The following is a 21,621-nucleotide window of genomic DNA, read 5'->3' as shown; positions in this document are numbered from 1 at the left end:
GGAGCCTCACACCACGGCGGTCGGCAAGGGCCGGCCGGCGAAGAAGGCTTCCAGATTGTCCAGCACCAGCTGGCCCATCGCCATGCGCGTCTCCACCGTGGCGCTGGCCTGATGCGGCTGCAGGACGACGTTGTCGAGGCCGTAGAAGCCTTCCGGCACGTTGGGCTCGTCGGCGAAAACGTCCAGCCCGGCCCCGCCGATCCGGCCTTCTGTCAATGCCGCCAGCAGCTCCGGTTCGTCCACCACGCTGCCGCGGGCGACATTGACCAGGATGCCGTCGGGGCCCAGCGCATCCAGCAGGTCGCGGCCCACCATGTTGCGCGAGTCCGGCCCGGCCGACGCCGCGACCACCAGGATGTCGCTTTCCCGCGCCAGATCGACCGGCGAGGCGACGAAGCGGTAGGACACGCCGTCGCGCGGCTTGCGGTTGGTGTAGGCGACGGTCATGCCGAAAGCCTCCGCGCGCTTGGCGATGGCCTCGCCGATGCGGCCCAGACCCAGCACGCCCAGCCGCTTGCCGCTGACCTTGCGGGCGAGCGGCAGCTTGCCCGTCGGCCACTGCCCGGCGCGGACGAAGCGGTCGCCCACCGCCATGCGGCGCGACGTTGCGATCAGCAGACCCATGGCAAGGTCCGCCACGTCGTCGGTCAGCACATCCGGCGTGTTGGTGACGCGCACGCCGCGGCCGCGGGCATGCTCCAGATCGACCGCATCGGTGCCGACCCCGTTGATGGCGACGATCCCAAGCTTCGGCAGGGCGTCGACCACCGCGTTCTTCACGCCGGTCCCGCCGCCGGTGACGACGGCGCGCACCCGATCCGCCACCTCGGCGATCAGCCGGTCGCGGTCGGGGGCCGCGGACAGGCGGTGGACGGTGTAGGCCGCGTCGAGCGCCTGCTCGATGGCGGGCATCATGGGTTCGACGAGGAGGATTTCGGGCTTCATCACGACTGTCCTTGGTGGAACGAAAGATCCTTAGTGCGCCAGAATCTGGCCGAGGAAGCTCCGCGTCCGCTCCGATTTCGGGGCGGTGAAGAACTCCTCCGGCGTGTTCTGCTCGACGATCTCGCCGCGGTCCATGAAGATCACGCGGTGGGCGACCGACTTGGCGAATCCCATCTCGTGCGTCACGCACAGCATGGTCATGCCGTCTTCCGCCAATCCGATCATGGTGTCCAGCACCTCCTTGACCATTTCGGGGTCGAGCGCCGAGGTCGGCTCGTCGAACAGCATCACCTTCGGGTTCATGCACAGCGACCGGGCGATGGCGACGCGCTGCTGCTGTCCACCCGAAAGCTGGCCGGGATACTTGTCGGCCTGTTCGGGAATGCGCACCCGCTCCAGATAGCGGATGGCGGTGGCCTTCGCCTCGTCCTTCGTCACGCCGCGCACCTTCAACGGCGCCAGCATGCAGTTCTCCAGCACGGTCAGGTGCGGGAACAGGTTGAAGCTCTGGAACACCATGCCGACCTCCCGCCGCACGGTGTCGAGCTGGCGGTGATGGGGGCCGAGCTCGACGCCGTTGACGGTGATGCGGCCCTTCTGGTGGCGTTCCAGCTGGTTGATGCAGCGGATCAGGGTGGATTTCCCCGACCCGGACGGGCCGCAGATGACGATCCGCTCGCCCCGGTGGACCTCCAGGTCGATGTCCTTCAGCACTTGGAAATGATCGTACCATTTCTGGACGCCTTCCATGCGGATGACGACATCCGCGCTCATCGGTTCGGACACCACTGCCATGGTCTTACCCTCCACCGGGGAAATGCGGTTGTCTCAAGCTCAGGACTTGCCGGACGTGACCGCCGCCGGCAGATCGGTGCCCAGCCACTTCTGATGGATGGCGTTCAGCTCCCCGTTCTTCTTCACCGTGTCGAGGAAGCCGTTGACCCAGCTCTGCAGCTTGTCCTGGCCCTGGCGCATGGCGACGCCCTGTACCTGGCTCTTCAGCACGAACTTCATCTCGTAGTTGGCCTGCGGCGCCATCGTCTTGATCTGCTGCGCCACCACGTTGCTGACGCCCAGCGCATCGACCTGACCGGACAGCAGGGCCTGCACGGCGCTGGCGTCGTCGTCGAAGCGCATGATGCGGGCATCCTTCGGCGCCACCGCGGTCAGCGACTGGTCCTGGGTGCTGGCGCGGGCGACGCCGGCACTCTTGCCCGACAGATCCTCGGCCTTGGCGATCGGCGATTTCTGCGGGGCGAGCAGCCCGATCTCGATGGCTGCATAGGGATCGGAGAAGGCGACCTGCTTGGCCCGTTCCGGCGTGATGCCGAGCGAGGCGACCAGCACGTCCACCTTGCCGGTCAGCAGGTAGGGGATGCGGTTCGGCCCGGTGACCGGCACGATGTCCACCGGCACGCCCATGTGCTTGGCCATCAGCTTGGCGACGTCGGCGTCGTAACCGTCCGGCTTGCCGTCGGCGCTGGTGATGCCGAAGGGCGGGAAGTCGACCAGCATGCCGACGGTCAGCTTGCCCTTACCCTTGATGTCCTCGACGCTCTGGGCGTTCGCCGTGGCGGTGAGGCCGATTGCGGCGGTCATCAGGGCGCCGGCGACGATCAGGCGGCGGGTGACGGAGAAGGCCATGGTTGTTTCCTCCAAGTGCGGGAGTTTTTTAGGGTTTTACCGAGAAGGCGCGGCGTAGCGGGCTTCCAGCCGCTGGCTCAGCAGCGACAGCGGCCAGCACAGCGCGAAATAGATCGCAGCGACGATGCCGAAGACCAGGAAGGGCTGGAAGGTGGCGTTGTTGACGATCTGGCCGGCGCGGGTCAGCTCGACGAAGCCGATGATGGCGGCCAGCGAGGTGCCCTTGATGACCTGGACCAGATAGCCGACGGTGGGCGGCACCGCGACCTTCACCGCCTGCGGCAGGATCACGTAGCGCATCAGGCCGGGATAGCGCAGGCCGAGCGCGGACGCCGCCTCCCATTGCCCACGCGGCACCGACTGGATGCAGCCGCGCCAGATCTCGCCCAGGAAGGCGCTGGTGTTCAGCGTCAGGCCAAGTGCCGCGGCCACCCACGGGCTCATGTCGATGCCCATCACGGTGGCGCCGAAGAAGACCAGGAACAGCTGCATCAGCAGCGGCGTGCCCTGGAAGACCTGGATGTAGCCGGTCGCCAGCCAGCGCAGCGGCTTCACGTCGGACGTGCGGCCGAGCGCCACGAACAGGCCGACGATGCCGCCGCCGATGAAGGCGATGGCCGACAGCAGCAGCGTCCACTGCACGGCGCTCAGCAGGAACAGGAATTCGTTGTATCCGAAGGCGCGGATCATCTTGCGGCCTCCTTCAGCGCCGGTCGACGGAATAGGCGAAGGCCAGCCGGTAGATGCCGGCGAACAGGGCCGAGAACATCAGCGCCAGCACCAGATAGATGCCGGTCACGACGATGTAGATCTCGAAGCTGCGGAAGGTCTGCGACTGGATGTTGTTGGCAACCGACGTCAGCTCGTCCGCGGAGATGGCGGACACGATGCTGGAACTCAGCATCAGCAGGATGAACTGGCTGGTCAGCGCCGGATAGACCGTGCGCAGCGCCGGCTTCAGCACGATGTAGCGGAAGACCTGCAGCGGGCGCAGCCCCAGCGCCAACCCGGCTTCGATCTGGCCCTTGTGGATGGATTCGATTCCGGCGCGGATGATCTCGGTCGCATAGGCGCCGACATTGACGACCATCGCGATCAGCGCCGCCACGTCCGGCGACAGCCTGAGGCCGACGGTCGGCAGCCCGAAGAAGATCAGGAAGATCTGGACCAGGAAGGGCGTGTTGCGGATGACCTCGATATAGGCGTTGATCAGCCAGCGCACCGGCTTCGGACCGGAGGTCTTGCCCAGCGCGCAGAGGATGGCGACCACCAGCCCGATGGCCATGGCGCCGAACGACAGCTTGATCGTCAGCCAGGCTCCGCCCAGCAGCATGTCCCACGACGCGAACACCGCGTCGAATTGAAAGTCGTAGGTCACGGGCGTTCCTCCGCACCCGCGTCGCACCGGCTTTTCCAGGGGCCGGCGTCGCGCGGATCGCCTTTGTCCGTCGGGCGTCCATCCGGGATCGGCACCCGGAAGTCATGCCGGGCTCTCGCGGCTTCGCAGCCATCGTCCCGATGCCCTCAGTCTTTGGACAGGCTAATTGGATCGATCTAAATGTGCAACGGAAAATGAGGAGAGTCGTGACAATTCGTGTACCAGATGTTCGGCGGGTGCTCGGACGGAGCGCTGGCGAAACCTTCCATTGCGACGGGACGTTTCATCCGCAGCCGGAACGCCTCACCCGGTCCATCCATCAGCACGAGGAGTGCCGTCCGCCATGACCGCCAGACAAAGTGCTGCTCCGGACCGCGTGTCGCGGAATGCCGCGGTGAGCAGCCTCGTGCCCGCCCGGATGGACCGGTTGCCCTGGGCCCGCTTCCATTGGATGGTCGTGGTGGGGCTGGGCGTCAGTTGGATCCTGGACGGAATCGAAATCCAGCTGATCTCGGCCTCCGGCTACAAGGAAAGCCTGGGCATGTCGAGCGCGGAGGTCGGGCTTGCCGGCACCATCTATCTCATGGGGCAGGTGGTCGGGGCACTCGTCTTCGGGCGGCTGACCGACCGCTGGGGGCGCAAGCGGCTGTTCATCACCACGCTGGCCATCTACCTGATCGCCTCCGGCATCGCCGGATTCGCCTGGACTCCGTGGTTCCTCTATCTCTGGCGTTTCGTCGCCGGGATGGGGATCGGCGGCGAATATGCCGCCATCAATTCCGCCATCGACGAGCTGATCCCCGCCCGCTACCGCGGCCGTGTCGATATCGCCATCAACGGCACCTATTGGGGCGGTGCGATGATCGGCGCCGTCGGCAGCGTCTTCCTTCTCGACCACTCCCTGGTCCCGGAGGATCTCGGCTGGCGCATCGCCTTCTTTATCGGCCCGATTCTGGGGCTGGCCATCATCTATCTGCGCCGGTTCATCCCGGAGAGCCCGCGCTGGATGGTCACCCATGGGATGGAGGAGGAGGCCGAGCGCATCGTCGACGGCATCGAGGCCAGCGTTCGCGACCAGGGAAAGACGTTGCCGCCGGTCGATCCGCGGCGGGCGATGACCATCATTCCCGAGGACTCCGTGTCCTATCCCCAGTTGGTGGACGTCTTCTTCCGGCAATATCCGTCACGCACCTTCCTGGGCGTGACGATGATGGTCACGCAATCCTTCCTCTACAATGCGATCTTCTTCACCTATGCCCTGGTCCTGCAGAATTTCTATCACCTCGACCCATCGCAGACGGCGCTCTATTTCTTCCCCTTCGCCGCGGGCAACCTGATCGGTCCGCTGCTGCTGGGGCCGCTGTTCGACACGGTGGGGCGGCGGCGGATGATCTTCGGCACCTATGTGCTGGCGGGAACCGTTCTGTTGGCCTCGGCCATCCTGTTCCGGCAGGGGGTGCTGACGGCGGACACGCACACCGTGTTCTGGTGCGTGTCCTTCTTCTTCGCCTCGGCGGGCGCGTCGTCGGCCTACCTGACGGTCAGCGAAATCTTCCCGCTGGAGGTCCGGGCGCAAGCCATCTCCTATTTCTTCGCCGTCGCCCAGGTGGTGGGCTCCACCGGGCCGCTGCTGTTCGGCTGGCTGGTGGGGGAGGGAACGGAGCGCGACCCGCTGTTCTGGGGCTATGTTCTGGGGTCGGTGGTGATGATGTTCGGCGGCGTGGTCGCCCTGATCTACGGCGTCGATGCCGAAGGCAAGGGGCTGGAGGAGATCGCCGAACCGCTGACCAAGGCCAACCGCGACCGCGGGGTGGGGGAGGAGGCGACGGAGACGATCTGACCGTCGCCGGGTCTCATCCGGGAATGGCGGTGCCGGACACGCGGGCGCCGCTCAGGAACAGCCGCACCGCCTGCCGGACATAGCGGTCGAGGTCGGGGATGGCCGGTGCGCTCTGCGGTAGGATCAGGCGGCGTATCAGCAGGTTGCCGGTGACCATGCCGAGGAAGGCCTGGGCGGCCACGGCCGGATCCTCGATCTTCAAGGTCCCGCTGTCCGACAGGCGTTGCAGATATTCGGCAAGGCGGCGGATGGCGTTTTCCGGGCCGATGCGGAAGAAGGCCTCGGCGATGTCCGGCACGCGGTCGCCTTCGGAGATCAGGATGCGGACCGTGCCGGTCGTCTCCTCGTTCAGCAGGGCCTTGACCAGATGCAGGGCGAAGGCGGTCAGCCCCGCCTCCGGCGTGACGCGGTCGTCGGCCTGGGCCGGGGCGAGGCCGGAGAGGATCATGGCGTTGTCCTCTTCCATGATCGCGCGGAACAGGCCTTCCTTGTCGCCGAAATGCTCGTACAGCGTGGCGCGGGAGCCGCCGGCAACGGCGATGATGTCGCTGAGCGTCGTCTTCTCGAACCCTTTTTCGATGAACAGCCGACGGGCGGCGGTCAGGATGGCCTGCCGGCGCGCCAATCCCCGCGGCCCGCAGGTGGCGGGTCCGGCCGCCGGCGGTCCGGCAGTGGCTCCGGCGGCGACTTCGGCCTTGTGGCTGCTGCTCGTCATGGTGCGCTTTCCTCCGGCGCGGCGGCGCCCGCGTCCGGTCTGATTATCCGTTCCACGCCGATGCGCGTGCGCCAATGGTGAACGTCTGCACCGGGAAGGGGGACCGGCGCGAGTTGTAAAAAAGACGCAGGGGCCCCTTCTCCGGCAAGGTCATCGCGACAAAAGGATCGGGGTGTTCGCCTTCGCCAGAACCGTCCGGGTCGTCCCGCCGAAGACGAACTCGCTGATCCGCGGCCGGCCATAGGCGCCCATCACCAGCAGGTCGGCATCCACCGTGCGCGCATGCTCCAGCAGCACGGTGCCGGCATCGGTGCCTGGGCGCTGTTCCAGCACCACCTCTACCCCGTTGCGCGCCAGATGGCGGGACATGTCGGCCCCCGGATCGCCGCCGAGCAGGCCATTCGGGCGCGCTTCCGGCACCACGACCAGATGCACGATGTCCGCCGCGCTAAACAATGGCATGGCGAGCGCGATGGCGGTCGCCGCCTCGCGGCTGCCGTTCCAGCCGACGACGATGCGCCGGCCGATGCGGTGCGACGGCCAGCCTGCCGGCAGAAGCAGGGTGGGACGGCCGGAGGCGAAGATCACATCCTCCGACAGGCTGAGCATCCGCGCCGGCCGGGTCGGCCGCAACGGCGGGCCGACGATGGCGAGGCTGGCATGGCGGGCGTGGAGCATCAGCGCTTCGCCATCCTCATGGTCGGACAGGCGCCATTCGCCGCTGATGCCGGTGTCGGCGACGATGCGCTCGAACAGCGTCCGCGCCTCCGCCGCCGCGTTGCGGGAGGCGGTATGATGCTGGCGCAGCATGGCTTCCAGTCCGCCGCCGCGGGCGAAGCCGCTGCCGGGGGTCAGTTCCAGCCGGTTGACGACGAAGGTGGCGATCAGGTGCGCCTGCCAGCTTTGCGCCAGGGCGGCGGCATAGGCGAGCCGGCCCGCCCGCTCCTCGTCCGCCTCGATGAAAACGACGATGTCTTTCGGCATTCCGGGGGGTATTCCGGGGCGCATTCTACGGGCCTCTTACTTGGCAATTCGTTCGGGAACTTGGTCGGGGCGGAGCGCCGTCAGGAGACCGGCGGGGGCGGGGCGGCGCCGCGAAGGAACAGGCGGACGCAGGCGCGCACATACGCCTCCACCGCCGGCATATCGACCGGCCGGTCGGGCAGGATCAGCCGCTCCATCAGGAGGTTGCCGGTCACCATGCCGCAGAAGGCCTGTGCCGCCGCATCGGTGTCGGCAACGCGGATCCGTCCTGCCTCGGCCAGTTCGCGCAGGCAGCCGGCCATCCGCTCGCGCGTACGCTCCGGCCCGACGCGGACGAAGGTCTCGACAAGGTCGGGAATGCGGGCGCCTTCCGAAATCAGCGTGCGCAGGATCGCCGTCGTCTGCGGCTCCGTCAGCGCATGCATGATATGCAGCGCGATGCGGACCAGCCGCTCCTCCGGATCGGCAACCTGCTCCGAAACGCTGCCGGCGGGGGCATCCAAGGCGAGGGCGTCCGGTGCCATGCCGTCCAGCACCCGGGCGCAATGTTCCTCCATCATGGCGCGGAACAGGCCGTCCTTGTCGCCGAAATGGGCATAGAGCGTCGTGCGCGACCCGCCGGCGAGCCGCAGCACATCGCTGAGCGACGTACCGGCATAGCCCTTCTCGACGAATAGCGCCGCCGCGGCATCCAGCAGGGCTCGGCAGCGCGCATGGCCGCGGGTGACCGTTCCGGCGCCGTTATCCACCCCCCTTGCATCCAGCCCCGTATCGGGCATTGCGGAACCCCCTTGCGCGCTGCAGCATTCTGAATGTATCGTCTAGTACAGTGTACTGTATGAGACAGTACTAAGCAACGGGGATGTGCCGGTCCACCCGCAGCCCGGACCGAAGGCCGGCCCAAAGCCCGGCCGTAGCAGGGAGACGGGACCGCAGACGCGCGGCGCCGAGACGAGGAAAGAGATGTTCAGATCCAACTCATTCATGACGCTGGCCGCGGCGGCTGCGCTGATCGCGGTGCTCGCCGGCTGCAACCAGCAGAAGCAGGCGGCCGGCCAGCCCCAGGCCGGCGGTCCGCCGGAGGTGTCGGTCATCACCATCGGGCCGCAGCGCCTGACCGTGACGACCGAGCTGCCGGGCCGCACCGCCGCCTACCGGGTGGCTGAAATCCGCCCGCAGGTCAGCGGCATCGTGCTGAAGCGCCTGTTCCGCGAGGGCAGCGACGTCAAGGCCGGCGACCAGCTCTACCAGATCGACCCCGCCACCTACGAGGCGTCGCTGGCGAGCGCCCAGGCCGACGTGCAGAAGGCGGAAGCCAACCTGCAGGCCGCGCGCAACAAGGCGGCGCGCTATGGTGACCTCGTCAAGAATAGCGTGGTCAGCAAGCAGGACTTCGACGACGTCCAGGCCACGCTGAAGCAGAACGAGGCGCAGGTGGCCGCGGCCAAGGCCGCCTACAACCTTGCCAGCATCAACCTCAACTACACCAAGGTGTTCGCGCCGATCTCCGGCCGCATCGGCAAATCGGCGGTCACCGAAGGCGCGCTGGTCACGGCCAGTCAGGCGACGGCGCTGGCGACCATCCAGCAGTTCGACCCGATCTATGTCGACGTGACGCAGACCGCCTCGCAGCTGATGAAGCTGCGCGAGGACATGGCGACCGGCCGCATCCGCCCGGCGGAGCCCGGCAAGATCCCGGTGACGCTGTTCCTCAACAGCAACGGCGACGACACCCCCTATCCGGCGAAGGGCGAACTCCAGTTCTCCGACGTGACGGTGGATGCCGGCACCAGTTCGGTCCAGCTGCGCGCCGTCTTCCCCAACCCGAACAAGGATCTGCTGCCCGGTCTGTTCGTCCGCGCCCGCGTGGAGCAGGGCGTCGCCGAGAATGCCATTACCGTCCCGCAGGCGGCGGTCAGCCGCGGACCGGACGGCAGCGCCCGCGTCTGGGTGGTGGGCGCCGACAACAAGGCGGCCCAGCGCACCATCAAGACCGAACGCGCGGTCGGCAATGTCTGGCTGGTGTCGGACGGGCTGGCCGCCGGCGAGCGGGTGGTCGTCGAAGGCCTGCAGAAGGTCAAGCCAGGTGCCGAGGTGAAGCCGGTGCCGGCCCAGAATGCCCTCGCTGCGCTGCCTGAAAAGGCCGCGTCGGCCCGCTGATCCAGGATACCGTCCCCAGGAACCGCTCCCATGTCAAAATTCTTCATCGACCGGCCGGTCTTCGCCTGGGTCATCGCCATCGTCATCATGATGGCGGGCGCCCTGGCGATCCTGCGGCTGCCCGTCGAGCAGTATCCGAAGATCGCGCCGCCGACGGTGTCGATCACAGCCAGCTATCCCGGCGCCTCGGCAAAGACGCTGGAGGACACGGTCACCCAGGTCATCGAACAGAAGATGACCGGGCTCGACCATTTCCGCTATATGTCCTCCAACAGCGACTCCTCCGGCAACGTCACCATCACGCTGACCTTCGAGCCGGAGGCCAACCCCGACATCGCCCAGGTCCAGGTGCAGAACAAGCTGCAACTGGCGGTTCCCCTGCTGCCGCAGGAGGTCCAGCAGCGCGGCCTGCAGGTGTCGAAGGCCGGCAACGACTTCCTGCTGGTGGTCGGTTTCGTGTCGAGCGACGGGCGCCTCAGCCAGGGCGACATTGCCGACTACGTCACCTCCAACCTGCAGGACACCATGAGCCGCGTGGAGGGTGTCGGCGACGTCACCGTCTTCGGCCCGCAGCATGCCATGCGCATCTGGCTCGACCCCGATGCGCTGAACAACTTCGCACTGACCACGACCGACGTCTCCAACGCGGTCAAGACCCAGAACGCACAGGTCTCCGCCGGCCAGCTCGGCGGCGCGCCGGCCGTTGCAGGCCAGCAGATCAACGCCACCATCACCGCCCAGTCGCGGCTGCAGACGCCGGAGCAGTTCGGCGCCATCCTGCTGCGCGTGAACCCCGACGGATCCCAGGTGCGGCTGCGCGACGTGGCGCGGATCGAGATCGGATCCGAGACCTACGAGATCAGCGCCGCCTACAACGGCAAGCCGGCGGCGGGCGTCGGCATCAAGCTGGCGACCGGCGCCAACGCGCTGGACACCGCCGCCGCGGTCAAGGCGCGCGTGGCGGAGCTGCAGCCCTTCTTCCCGGCGGGCATCGAGGTCATCTACCCCTACGACACGACGCCCTTCGTCGAGCTGTCGATCCATGAGGTGATCAAGACGCTGTTCGAGGCCATCATCCTCGTCTTCGTCGTGATGTACCTGTTCCTGCAGAATTTCCGCGCGACGCTGATCCCGACCATCGCGGTGCCGGTGGTGCTGCTCGGCACATTCGGCGTGCTGTCGGCCTTCGGCTTCTCGGTCAATGTGCTGACGATGTTCGGCATGGTGCTGGCCATCGGCCTGCTGGTGGACGACGCCATCGTCGTGGTCGAGAATGTCGAACGCGTGATGAGCGAGGAGGGGCTGCCCCCGCGCGAGGCGACGCGCAAATCGATGGACCAGATCACCGGCGCGCTGGTCGGTATCGCGTTGGTGCTGTCGGCGGTGTTCGTGCCGATGGCCTTCTTCGGCGGTTCGGCCGGCGCCATCTACCGCCAGTTCTCGCTGACCATCGTGTCGGCGATGGCGCTGTCGGTGGTGGTCGCCCTGGTGCTGACCCCGGCGCTCTGCGCCACCATCCTGAAGCCTGTGACCGTCGGCCACGGCCATTCGAAGAGGGGCTTCTTCGGCCTGTTCAACCGCGGCTTCGACGCCAGCAGCCGGGTCTATGTCCGCGGCGTGCGCGGCGCGGTGAACCGTCTGGGCCGCTATTTCATCGCCTATCTGCTGATCCTCGGCGGGCTGGGCTACCTGTTCCTGCAGATGCCGTCCTCCTTCCTGCCGACGGAGGACCGCGGCCAGCTGTTCGTGCTGTGGTCGGCCCCGCCGAATGCCAGCGCCGAGCGCACGGCCGAGACCGCCAAGGCCGTCACCACCCATTTCCTGGAAAAGGAGAAGGACAGCGTCGAAGGCCTGTTCACCATCGTCGGCTTCAACTTCTCCGGCCGCGGCCAGAATGCCGGCATGGCCTTCGTCCGGCTGAAGGACTGGAGCGAGCGCGAATCCCCGGCGCAGAAGCCGCAGGCCATCGCAGGGCGGGCGATGGGGGCGCTGTCTCGGCTGAAGGATGCGGTGGTCTTCGCCTTCCTGCCGCCGTCGGTTCCCGGCCTCGGCAACGCCACCGGCTTCGACCTGCAGCTGGTCGACCGTGGCGGGCTGGGCCATGACCGGCTGATGCAGGCGCGCAACCAGCTGCTGGGCATGGCGGCGCAGAACCCGAAGCTGGTCGGCGTCCGTCCCAACGGCCTGGAGGACACGCCGCAGTTCAAGCTGGACGTCGACCGCGAGAAGGCGAGCGCGCTCGGCCTTGCGCTCAGCGACATCAACACGACGCTGTCGGTGGCCTGGGGTTCCTCCTACGTCAACGACTTCATCGACCAGGGCCGGGTGAAGAAGGTCTATCTGCAGGCCGACGCGCCCTACCGCATGCAGCCGAGCGACATCGACCGCTGGTACGTGCGCAATTCCAGCAACCAGATGGTCCCCTTCTCCGCCTTCACGACGGCGCAGTGGATCTACGGTTCGCCGAAGCTGGAGCGCTACAACGGCGCCTCCTCGCTGAACATCCAGGGATCGGCCGCGCCGGGCATCAGCTCGGGCGAGGCAATGGCCGAGATGGAGGCGATGATGCAGAAGCTGCCGCCGGGCATCGGCTTCGAATGGACCGGCCTGTCCTACGAGGAACGGCTCAGCGGCTCGCAGGCCCCGGCGCTCTACGCCCTGTCGATGATCATCGTCTTCCTCTGCCTGGCGGCGCTCTATGAGAGCTGGTCGGTGCCGGTGTCGGTGATCATGGTGGTGCCGCTGGGCGTCATCGGCGCGGTCATCGCCGCGACGCTGCGCGGCCTGCCGAGCGACGTCTATTTCCAGGTCGGCCTGTTGACCACCATCGGCCTGTCGGCGAAGAACGCCATCCTGATCGTGGAGTTCGCCAAGTCGCTCTACGACGAGGGCATGGAGCTGAAGGAGGCCGCGATCGAGGCCTGCCGCCAGCGTCTGCGGCCGATCATCATGACGTCGCTGGCCTTCGTCCTCGGCGTGCTGCCGCTGGCTATCGCCACCGGCGCGGGGTCGGAGAGCCAGAACGCCATCGGCGTCGGCGTGATGGGCGGCATGATCTCCGCCACCGTGTTGGCGATCCTGTTCGTACCGGTCTTCTTCGTCGCGGTCTACCGCCTGTTCGCCCGCCGGCGCCCCGGCCAGGGCGCCATGCCGCAGCCGGCGGCAGGGGACTGAGCGGGCAGGCCGTTCGGCCGGATCAACGGAAAGCGCCGGGTCCCTCGTGGGCCCGGCGCTTTTTCTTGGGCGGCAGGATGGAACACCGTGGAACAGGTCCGCCCCATCCGTTCAATCCGCCTACCTCCCTTCGATCGTGGGACGTCCCACGAAAGGAGGGGGGCGCTTGTGGGCCATGCGGCGTCGGAAGAGACGCGTCCTCTACGTTTCAGGCTTTATTGGGCCGGCAGAGCCGGGACGCCGTCCTTCCACTGGTCCCAGTGGCCGACGATGTGGTCGACCATGCGGGAGCCGACCAGTTCCACATTCTCCACCGTCTCGGCGAATCCGCCGGCGGTTTCGCCCGGCTTCGGGTCGAGATGCTGCAGGGTGGTCTCGTTGGGGTTGCCCTGGTCGAAATTGACGGCGCCGCGCAGGCTCATCACCCGGTCGGAGCCCTGCAGCCGCTTGATCACCAGAGTGATCGCCGCCGCCTCCATCTCGGTGATGACGTAATCGTCGGCGCCATAGAGCTTGGCGATGTACTGCGCCTGCTCCGACATGCCGGGGCCGTGGAAGAAGGTGTCGCCGGTCATGTGCGTGCCGGTGCCCACGAAAGGAGCACGTTGCGCGGTCTCCTGCGGATAGCGCTTGCGATAGGCACGGGCGGACTCGCTGTCCTTCAGCGGCGTGTCGGCGGTCAGCCGCATCGCCCAGGAGACCAGCGCCGGGTTCATCGGGAACAGGCGCACCGCTTCATAGCCCTTGCGCGGCATGAAGGTCGGCTCGCCCGGCTTGCCTTCCTCCGGCGCCCAGCGGTGGCCCAGGTCATAGTCGACCACCCAGGTCGCCCAACTGACCTCGCCGATGGTGCCGCGCGACGGCGGCGTGCCGGCCACGCCGGTGACCAGGAAATAGGCTTGCGACAGGTCGAGCTGCGGGTTCAGCAGGATCGCCTGCATCGAGGCGGAGGAACTGACCTTGCCCATGCCCAGCACCGACCCGCACACGCCGTCGGCGTTGCAGTAGACCGGGTTCAGCGCGCCCTTCACCGTGATCGGCTCGGCAGTCTGCCAATAGCGATCGTACCAGTGCTGGAACTCGCCCGCCCGGTCGCCGGTGTTCTTGCCGATCTCGAACATCGACCCGACGAACACCTTGACCTTGACCGGTTCGGCGGCCTGAAGAGATCCGTTCAGCCCGAACAGGAGCAGGGCCGACAGGGCGGCGCTGCGGCAGCAGGAGAGCAACGGCATCGAACTTTCACTCCGTGGGACAAAGACGCACGGGAGTATGCAATGCCCGAGCCATGCCCGTCCGTTTCGTTCGTATAAAAACGGAAAACGCCCCGCACCGGGCGGTGCAGGGCGTTTTTCCAAACTGGACAGGCGGTCAGGCCGCGACGCGCTCTTCCTCCGCGTCCACCGTCACCGGTGGCACCCAGGGGATCAACTCCCGGCCGGTGTTGGCGAGGCGCCTGGGCTCAATGCGGCCGATCACGCGGGTGCCTTCCTTGGCGATGCGCAGGATGTCGCCATCCTCCGGAACCAGGGCACGCTCGACACCGCAGGCGCGGGCGAGGCGGGCGTGGGCTTCCATATGCTCGATGGTGCCGTGGACCGGAACCGCGAAGCGCGGGCGGACCAGCCCATACATGCGGGCGAGGTCGTCGCGCTTGGGGTGGCCGGAGACGTGGACCGGCGCATCGGCCGGGGTGACGATCTCCACCCCCATGCCACGCAGATGCTCGTGGATTTCGGCCAGCGCCTCCTCGTTGCCGGGGATGGTGCGGGCGGAGAAGATGACGGTGTCGCCCTCTTCCAGCCACAGCTCGCGGTGCTCGTTGCGGGCCAGACGGCTGAGCGCCGCCCGTTCCTCGCCCTGGCTGCCGGTGCACAGGAACACGAGGTTCTCGCGCGGCGTCCAGGAGGCCTCGCGGACATCCATGAAGTCCGGCACATGGTCGAGATAGCCGCAGGCCTGCGCCGCCTTTTCCATGCGCAGCATGGAGCGGCCGACCAGCACCACCTTGCGCCCGACCGCCGCCGCCGCTTCCGCCACCGCGGTCATGCGGGCGACGTTGGAGGCGAAGCCGGTCACCGCGATGGCGCCCGGACGGTTGGCGAAGGCGCCGATCAGGCCGGCGCGGGCGTCGGCCTCCGATCCCGTCGCACCGGGCACGTCGGCGTTGGTGCTGTCGCACATCATGGCGAGCAGCCCCTCGTCGCCCAAGCGCTTCAGCGCGGCGACATCGGTGGTCCGGCCGATCAGCGGATCGGGATCGAACTTCCAATCGCCGGTGTGCAGCACTGTGCCGGCCGCCGTGCGGATCGCCAGCGACATCGGTTCGGGGATCGAATGGGTGACGGCGATGGTCTCGACCCGGAACGGACCGATGGTCAGCGTGTCGCCGATGTCGAAGGTCTGCACCTTGGCGGCCCGATGCGCGCCCTTTTCCTTCAGCCGGTCGCGGATGATGTGCGAGGCGAAGGGGCTGGCATAGATCGGGCAGCGCAGACGCGGCCACAGATGGTGGATCGCACCGATATGGTCCTCGTGCGCGTGGGTCACCACCAGACCGACGACGTCCTGCATCCGCTCTTCGATGAAGGTCGGATCGGCCATCAGGCTGTCGATGCCCGGCGCCTCGTCGCCCATGAAGGCGACGCCGGCGTCCACGATCAGCCACTTTCCGGCATGGCCGTAGAGCGCCATGTTCATGCCGATGCGGGAACAGCCGCCCAGCGGAAGGAACAGGATCTCGTCCTTGCCCGGAACCGGGCCGGTGGGGCCGCCGCCATGGACCGTGTTGGCCGTCGGGCGGGAGCCGTCGAAGTCATCACGCGGACGTTGGTTGCGTGCGCGGTTGTTCGGCGCCATCCGGCGCCGCCTTGAATCAAACGTCATGCCTCTGTCGTACGTCTCACTTAGGCCGGCATTCGACGCTGCCGGACGGGCGTGCATCGCTCGTCGATGCGGATCTCGGTGTGGAGGGACCCGGCCGGAGGCGCCATGCGGCGGCCATCGGTACGGCTGGGGTGCGAATGTTTCGTAAGGGCTTATGTGGGCAAAGGGAGGCGGACGTCAAGGGCGCGCGTGAAAGGTCACACGAAATGGTGGGGCATTGCTGGGATGCGTGGGGGGAGATGGGGGTCAGGGATTGAGCGCAGAGCTCATCTGACAGTACGCTCTGGATGATTGTTCAGTAGGCGTGGCGGCGTGGCGTCGAACGTTCGCGTGGTTGTTAAAGCTCTTATTTCGCTGTGCGCCAGCCAAACTCACCACTCAACAGTGTGTTTCAGTGGCTGAGAATGCATATTCTGCAGACTGGCCGCTTGATATAAATTCCAAGTTCCATTAAAATCCATAAAACTCTCTATTTGAGAAATGTCATTCTGGTTAAGTGATATTGAAAAATGAGCAAAAAGCGCAGAACACAATCCTTTGACGATCCGGTGATCGCAGCGCAGAGGATTGTTGCCGATGCTGAAATCGAATTGCATCAAGAAATTGCAAAGATATGGAAGCGCCTCGATTGGACGGATCCGAGCGTGGCGTTTTATGGTGAGACGAACGCCGGTAAGTCAACTTTGATCGAGGCCCTGCTGCTTCTGTTCCGCTCTGCCGGAGACAAACCCGGCGACGCGATCGGGGATGGCTCTCCGGATTACACGCGCAAAGCCAGCGCCTATCCCTGCCTGTATGACGGTACCGGTTTCAACCTTGTCGACGTACCGGGTATCGAGGGCGACGAGGCGAAAGTCGCTATTGAAATAGAGAACGCTCTCCACCGTGCCCATGTGGTCTTTTACGTTACCGCCGATGCCCGGCCGCCGCAGGGCGGCGACGATGGGCGGGACGGGACGCTGGAAAAGATCAAGCGGCAACTTAAGCCGCAGGCAAAGGTCTGGGCGGTCTATAATAAGAAGCTGAACAACCCACGGCAAATCGGTACTTCGCTTGCCAGCGACGATGAGAATCAGAGCCTTGCCGACGGCGTGAATTCGCTCGATGGGAAGATGCGCGAAGTGCTGGGTTCTCATTATCAAGGGCATGTTGTTCTAAGCGCCTTGCCCGGCTTTCTGGCACTGGCCGATAACCTGCCGTCCGACAGCCGCTTCGCCAGCCAGCGAGAGAAATTTCTCACGAGAGTGAGTTCCACTGACCTGCTGGCGTTCAGCAACGTCGAAGAGTTTGGAAGATTGTTGAGAAACAATGTTCCGACCCGGAGTGAAATCGCTCAAACCAATCTCGACAAGCTGCTTCCACCCATCACGGCGGCTGTCGATTCCTTGGAAAAGAAAGCTGAGCACCACTTCGCCAAACCTGCCAGAGAGTTGGGGAAGCAGCTTAAGAGGCTGGGGCCGGAACTCGAACTGATCGCCGAAGATGCGTCGAAAGCCGTGAAACGCCTCACCGATGAGGTGACGAATGGGTGCGTCTTGCGCGTGCGGAAGGAGATGTTGCAGGCGATTGAAAAAGGGCTGAGCGGGGATGACGAGCTGAAGAGGAAGCTTGAGCAGGTTCTTGATGATGAGCGCGATCGACTTCCGGAGACTGTCAATAGCAGGGTAGGGAGTACCGTTCGTAATGCCCAAAACTCGTGTAAGGAAGCGCTTCAGCTCGTCGAGAAATACCTCAATGATAACCATGCATTTGACAGTAAGGATTTTGTCTCTTCCTTCTCTCATGCTGCAGAGGTTAGCACGAATAGCGGCATCGACTGGGGTGGGGTTGTTGGGACCGCCGTAAACACGGCAGTGGCTTTGCTGGCCGGCGGGCCGATAATTGCTGGAATTACTGCGGTTATGGGCATTTTTCGCAGCTTCTGGAATTTCTTCAGCAGCGATTATCACAAGGATCAGCAGAAGCTTTCCCTAAATAAGAACATCGACATGATAAAACCAAAATTGCGCAAAGATGTGAATGAAACACTGCGACAGGTTGAGAGCGATCTTAGGAAACACGTTCTTGATATGACGCTTCCCTTGCAAGCCGTGGAACAGAATTTTCGGGCGGCAGACAATTCGATGAGAGAGGCAGTTGGTGAACTGAGGCAGCTTGCTGAAGACCCTTCCTACCTTTACCGCTATGCCGAGGTGTATTCGTCGACTGGCTGAGAGAGATGTCGCAGGCATCCGAGACCGGCAGTCAGTCCAATCCATTTCACCCTCCAGGAATGATCATGATGGCCTCCCACCAGACCCATGACGTGAGCGATATTCTGACTTTTCTTGAAACCGGCGAGAAGCTGGGGATTACGCTTCCTAGGCATCTGAGAGAGAAGCTCGACAAGCTCAGCGTCGCCGGGGCAGGGAAGCTGAAGGTTGCGCTGGTTGGCGGTTTCTCCGAGGGCAAGACGTCGCTTGCGGCCGCTTGGCTCGGCATGGTGCCCGACGACATGAAGATCAGCCAGAGCGAGTCATCGAACGCGGTCACGGTCTATGACGCCAGCGACGAGGTTGAGCTGATCGACACGCCCGGCCTGTTCGGCTTCAAGGAAAAGAACATTGGCGATGGTATAGCGGAAAAATACAAGGAGTTGAGTCGGAAATATGTGAGCGAGGCCAATCTCGTCCTCTATGTCCTGAATCCATCCAATCCGCTGAAGGACAGTCATCGGGACGAACTGAACTGGCTTTTCCGTGAGCTTGCCCTGCTCTCGCGTACTGTCTTCGTCATCGGCCGCTTCGACATGGTTGCCGATGTCGAGGACGATGCAGATTACGAGCGCAATCTGGAAATCAAGAAAGCGAACATCAGATCCCGCCTGCGGGATTTGATCGAACTAACGGCCGATGAGGAAGCAAGCCTGTCCATCGTCGGCGTTGCGGCCAATCCGTTCGATGAAGGCATCGCAAACTGGCTGGAGCGTCCCGACGAATACGTTCGGCTGTCCCATATCGACGATTTGCGCACAGCCACCGCGGAGAAGGTCGATGCCGTAGGCGGAGCGGAGGAGGCAAAGCGCCAGACCTGCCTCTCGATCCTTCGGGATGTAACGGAGCGTCTGCTGCTGCCGGCGCGTCAAGCGGCGGAAGAGGCCGAGCAGTCGGCCGCCATCGCCGATGGGAAAGCCAAGGAGGAAGAGCCGCGCCTTGCCCGCTACAAGCGGGAGGCCGCAGAGGCTCAGATGGCGCTCCGTCGGGAAGTGGACGATTATTTCGCCGATCTGATCACCGAAGCCAAGCACACCGGTATGGACGGTTTCGAGGAATTCTTCAACCGCAAGATCGGGCGGGATGGGGTTGCCGTGACGGCAGCGATCAAGAACGCCTTCACACGGGAACTCGGTCCGATCAGTCAGCAGATCGTCACAATGAGTGCGAATTTCGTTGCCGACGGTTCCGGCGAGACTGCGTTGACAAACACGCTCGGCAAAATGGCCGGCAAGTTCGGGGGCAGCGCTACGATCAGCAACACGATGATCCTGAAAGCTCGCGACTGGGTGATGCCCGCATTCAAGTTCAAGCCGTATGGTGCCATCAAGGCGGCGCGCTTCGCCAATGGTGCTCTGGCAGGGATAGGTATCGCGCTGGAAATCTGGTCGATGTGGCGGGAGTCGCAAAGGGTTGAAAAATTCGAGGAAGATCGCCGGGAAATCGTGAAGGATTTGGAGGACCAACGCTCCAACCTTCTCACGCACATCGACTCTCCCGACTTCATGTCGACCTATTTCCCCCAGATCGAAGCGATGCATGCGCTGTTCGAAGCGTTGCGCAACGCGTTCATTGAGGCTGCAGAACGCAATGGCGCAATGCGTGACTGGGCGAGGGAGGCCGAGACCCTCCACCTACGCTACGGGGGTGAACCGCCGCGGTTGCCCGGGGCGGGAGTCGTCATCGACATGTAGAGAGCGTCGCAACCCGGGAACGACATCACTTCCGTTCGGGAAGAGGACCGCCGCCCTCCTACAACGCAGGAGGGCGGTCGCCGACCCGAAGCCTCACGGCCTCAGTGGTTATCCCGCGGAATCCCCATCGTCTGCGCCACGCGCTGGTACTTGACCGCCGGCTTCAGGACCATGCCCTCGTCCAACTGGTCGACGATGCCGCGCTGGATCTCCTGCCACGGAGTCTGCGACGGCGGGGCGGGGTAGCCGCCGGCGGCCTCCAGCGTGGCCTTGCGGTCGGCCAACTCCGCTTCGGAGATCAGGATGTCGGCGCTGCCGCGGCGCAGGTCGATGCGCACGCGGTCGCCGCTGCGCAGCAGGCCGAGATTGCCGCCGGCCGCCGCCTCCGGCGAGGCGTTGAGGATGGATGGGGAGCCCGACGTGCCCGACTGCCGCCCGTCGCCGATGCAGGGCAGGGAATGGATGCCTCGGCGGATGAGGTCGGCGGGGGGCCGCATGTTCACCACCTCCGCAGCACCCGGATAGCCGATGGGGCCGGTGCCGCGGATGACCAGGATGGTGTAGGCGTCGATGCCCAGCGAAGGGTCGTCGATGCGGTGATGGTAGTCCTCCGGGCCGTCGAAGACGACGACCTTGCCCTCGAACGCCTCCGGGTCCTGGGGGTTGGACAGGTAGCGCTCGCGGAACTCGTCGGAGATCACGCTGGTCTTCATGATGGCGGCGTTGAACAGGGTGCCGCGCAGCACGACGAAGCCGGCGTTGATCTTCAGCGGGTCGTCGATCGGATGGATGACGCGGGTGTCGAGGATCTCGGTGTTGCGGCAGTTCTCGCCGATGGTCCGGCCATTGACGTTGGGCGCGTCCTCGCGGATCAGGCCCTGGCGCATCAGCTGCGACACCACCGCCGGCACGCCGCCGGCGCGGTGGAAGTCCTCGCCCAGATACTCGCCGGCCGGCTGGAGGTTGACCAGCAGCGGCACGCCCAGCCCGTGGGTCTGCCAGTCGTCCACGGTCAGCGGCACGCCGATGTGCTTGGCGATGGCGTTGATGTGGATCGGCGCGTTGGTCGAGCCGCCGATGGCGGAGTTGACGACGATGGCATTGAGGAAGGCGTCGCGGGTCAGGATGTCGGACGGCTTGATGTCCTGGCGCACCATCTCGACGATGCGCTTGCCGGTCTCGTAGGCGGCCTGCTGGCGCTCGCGGTAGGGGGCGGGGATGGCGGCGGAACCGGGGAGCTGCATGCCCAGCACCTCCGCCAGCGAATTCATGGTGGAGGCGGTGCCCATCGTGTTGCAGTAGCCGGTCGAGGGGGCGGACGAGGCCACCAGCTCGATGAAGCCCTGATAGTCGATCTCGCCGGCCGCCATCAACTGGCGGGCCTTCCACACGATGGTGCCCGAACCGGTGCGCTCGCCGCGGAACCAGCCGTTGAGCATCGGGCCGACCGACAGCGCGATGGCCGGGATGTTGACGGTCGCCGCCGCCATCAGGCAGGCCGGGGTGGTCTTGTCGCAGCCGATGGTCAGCACCACGCCATCCAGCGGATAGCCGTGCAGCACCTCGACGAGGCCGAGATAGGCGAGGTTGCGGTCGATGGAGGCGGTCGGCCGCTTGCCGGTCTCCTGGATCGGGTGGACCGGGAACTCGATGGCGATGCCGCCGGCGGTGCGGATGCCCTCGCGCAGCCGTTCGGCCAGGACCAGATGGTGGCGGTTGCAGGGGCTGAGGTCGGAACCGGTCTGGGCGATGCCGATGATGGGGGCGCCGGACTGCAGCTCCTCCCGCGTCAGGCCGAAGTTCAGGTAGCGCTCCAGGTAGAGCGCGGTCATGTCGGGATTGGCGGGGTTGTCGAACCACGCGCGCGACCGCAGCCGACGCCCTTTATCGGAGGAGTTGGGAGGGAAGGGGGGCTTCGTATCGGTCATATCGACACCGGTTTCAGGTTG

16 protein-coding genes are annotated in these 21,621 nt (G+C 65.4%); 5 read left to right on the top strand and 11 right to left on the bottom strand.

All coding sequences use genetic code 11. The annotated features are described in order from the left end of the window. Positions 1-6: 6 nt before the first annotated feature. From VD964_RS00305 to VD964_RS00285, 5 genes are read right to left on the bottom strand one after another with little or no spacing between them, the layout of a single operon-like run. The gene (locus tag VD964_RS00305) at positions 7-945 is read right to left on the bottom strand and encodes a 2-hydroxyacid dehydrogenase (protein ID WP_324864355.1); all 939 of its coding nucleotides are present in this window, start codon (positions 943-945) and stop codon (positions 7-9) included. 30 nt (positions 946-975) lie between these two features. Next, positions 976-1,740 carry an amino acid ABC transporter ATP-binding protein gene (locus VD964_RS00300; protein WP_324864353.1) on the bottom strand — a complete coding sequence of 255 codons (765 nt, stop codon included), beginning with the start codon at positions 1,738-1,740 and terminating at the stop codon, positions 976-978. A 39-nt stretch (positions 1,741-1,779) separates the two neighbouring features. Continuing rightward, positions 1,780-2,589 carry a transporter substrate-binding domain-containing protein gene (locus VD964_RS00295; RefSeq protein ID WP_324864351.1) on the bottom strand — a complete coding sequence of 270 codons (810 nt, stop codon included), beginning with the start codon at positions 2,587-2,589 and terminating at the stop codon, positions 1,780-1,782. A gap of 36 nt (positions 2,590-2,625) precedes the next feature. After that, complete coding sequence (locus tag VD964_RS00290; protein ID WP_324864349.1) at positions 2,626-3,279, bottom strand: amino acid ABC transporter permease; 654 nt, start codon at positions 3,277-3,279, stop codon at positions 2,626-2,628. 13 nt (positions 3,280-3,292) lie between these two features. Then, complete coding sequence (locus VD964_RS00285) at positions 3,293-3,967, bottom strand: amino acid ABC transporter permease (RefSeq protein WP_324864347.1); 675 nt, start codon at positions 3,965-3,967, stop codon at positions 3,293-3,295. A 343-nt stretch (positions 3,968-4,310) separates the two neighbouring features. Between VD964_RS00285 and VD964_RS00280 the strand changes: the two genes are divergently transcribed. Then, positions 4,311-5,807, top strand: a complete 1,497-nt coding sequence (locus VD964_RS00280) for an MFS transporter (RefSeq protein ID WP_324864345.1) — start codon at positions 4,311-4,313, stop codon at positions 5,805-5,807. A 13-nt stretch (positions 5,808-5,820) separates the two neighbouring features. On the opposite strand, the gene VD964_RS00275 is transcribed toward VD964_RS00280, so the two are convergent. The 3 genes from VD964_RS00275 to VD964_RS00265 all read right to left on the bottom strand — a co-directional run bounded on the left by VD964_RS00275 (position 5,821) and on the right by VD964_RS00265 (position 8,255). After that, positions 5,821-6,522, bottom strand: coding sequence for a TetR/AcrR family transcriptional regulator (locus VD964_RS00275; RefSeq protein WP_324864343.1), 702 nt, complete (start codon positions 6,520-6,522; stop codon positions 5,821-5,823). A 150-nt stretch (positions 6,523-6,672) separates the two neighbouring features. Further along, a complete protein-coding gene (locus tag VD964_RS00270; RefSeq protein ID WP_324864341.1) occupies positions 6,673-7,506 on the bottom strand; it encodes a universal stress protein in 834 nt (277 codons plus the stop codon). 80 nt (positions 7,507-7,586) lie between these two features. After that, positions 7,587-8,255, bottom strand: a complete 669-nt coding sequence (locus VD964_RS00265) for a TetR/AcrR family transcriptional regulator (RefSeq protein WP_324864339.1) — start codon at positions 8,253-8,255, stop codon at positions 7,587-7,589. A gap of 214 nt (positions 8,256-8,469) precedes the next feature. Here VD964_RS00265 and VD964_RS00260 point away from each other — a divergent pair, with 214 nt between their 5' ends. Beyond that, a complete protein-coding gene (locus tag VD964_RS00260; RefSeq protein WP_149222505.1) occupies positions 8,470-9,666 on the top strand; it encodes an efflux RND transporter periplasmic adaptor subunit in 1,197 nt (398 codons plus the stop codon). A gap of 30 nt (positions 9,667-9,696) precedes the next feature. Further along, positions 9,697-12,840 (top strand): efflux RND transporter permease subunit, encoded by a 3,144-nt coding sequence (locus VD964_RS00255; protein ID WP_324864336.1) that lies wholly within the window; start codon positions 9,697-9,699, stop codon positions 12,838-12,840. 215 nt (positions 12,841-13,055) lie between these two features. Here the strand turns inward: VD964_RS00255 and VD964_RS00250 are convergent, their stop codons facing one another. Next, entirely contained in the window at positions 13,056-14,075 is a 1,020-nt protein-coding gene (locus VD964_RS00250; protein ID WP_324864334.1) for a purine nucleoside permease, read from the bottom strand. A gap of 136 nt (positions 14,076-14,211) precedes the next feature. Then, entirely contained in the window at positions 14,212-15,699 is a 1,488-nt protein-coding gene (locus tag VD964_RS00245) for a ribonuclease J (RefSeq protein ID WP_324864332.1), read from the bottom strand. Positions 15,700-16,235: 536 nt separating this feature from the next. On the opposite strand from VD964_RS00245, the gene VD964_RS00240 reads away from it, so the two are divergent. Continuing rightward, positions 16,236-17,939 (top strand): GTPase domain-containing protein, encoded by a 1,704-nt coding sequence (locus VD964_RS00240; protein WP_324864330.1) that lies wholly within the window; start codon positions 16,236-16,238, stop codon positions 17,937-17,939. A 65-nt stretch (positions 17,940-18,004) separates the two neighbouring features. Further along, on the top strand, positions 18,005-19,672 hold the full coding sequence (locus VD964_RS00235) for a LeoA/HP0731 family dynamin-like GTPase (RefSeq protein ID WP_324864328.1): 1,668 nt from the start codon (positions 18,005-18,007) through the stop codon (positions 19,670-19,672). 101 nt (positions 19,673-19,773) lie between these two features. Here VD964_RS00235 and VD964_RS00230 read toward each other — a convergent pair whose 3' ends face one another. Next, positions 19,774-21,600: an IlvD/Edd family dehydratase gene (locus VD964_RS00230; RefSeq protein ID WP_324864326.1), complete on the bottom strand. Its 1,827-nt coding sequence runs from the start codon at positions 21,598-21,600 to the stop codon at positions 19,774-19,776. Positions 21,601-21,621 lie beyond the last annotated feature (21 nt).

Source organism: Azospirillum sp., from assembly GCF_035628975.1.
Lineage (GTDB): Bacteria > Pseudomonadota > Alphaproteobacteria > Azospirillales > Azospirillaceae > Azospirillum.
Note: the sequence above shows the minus strand (reverse complement) of the source record. Positions and strands in the feature narration are given on the sequence as shown.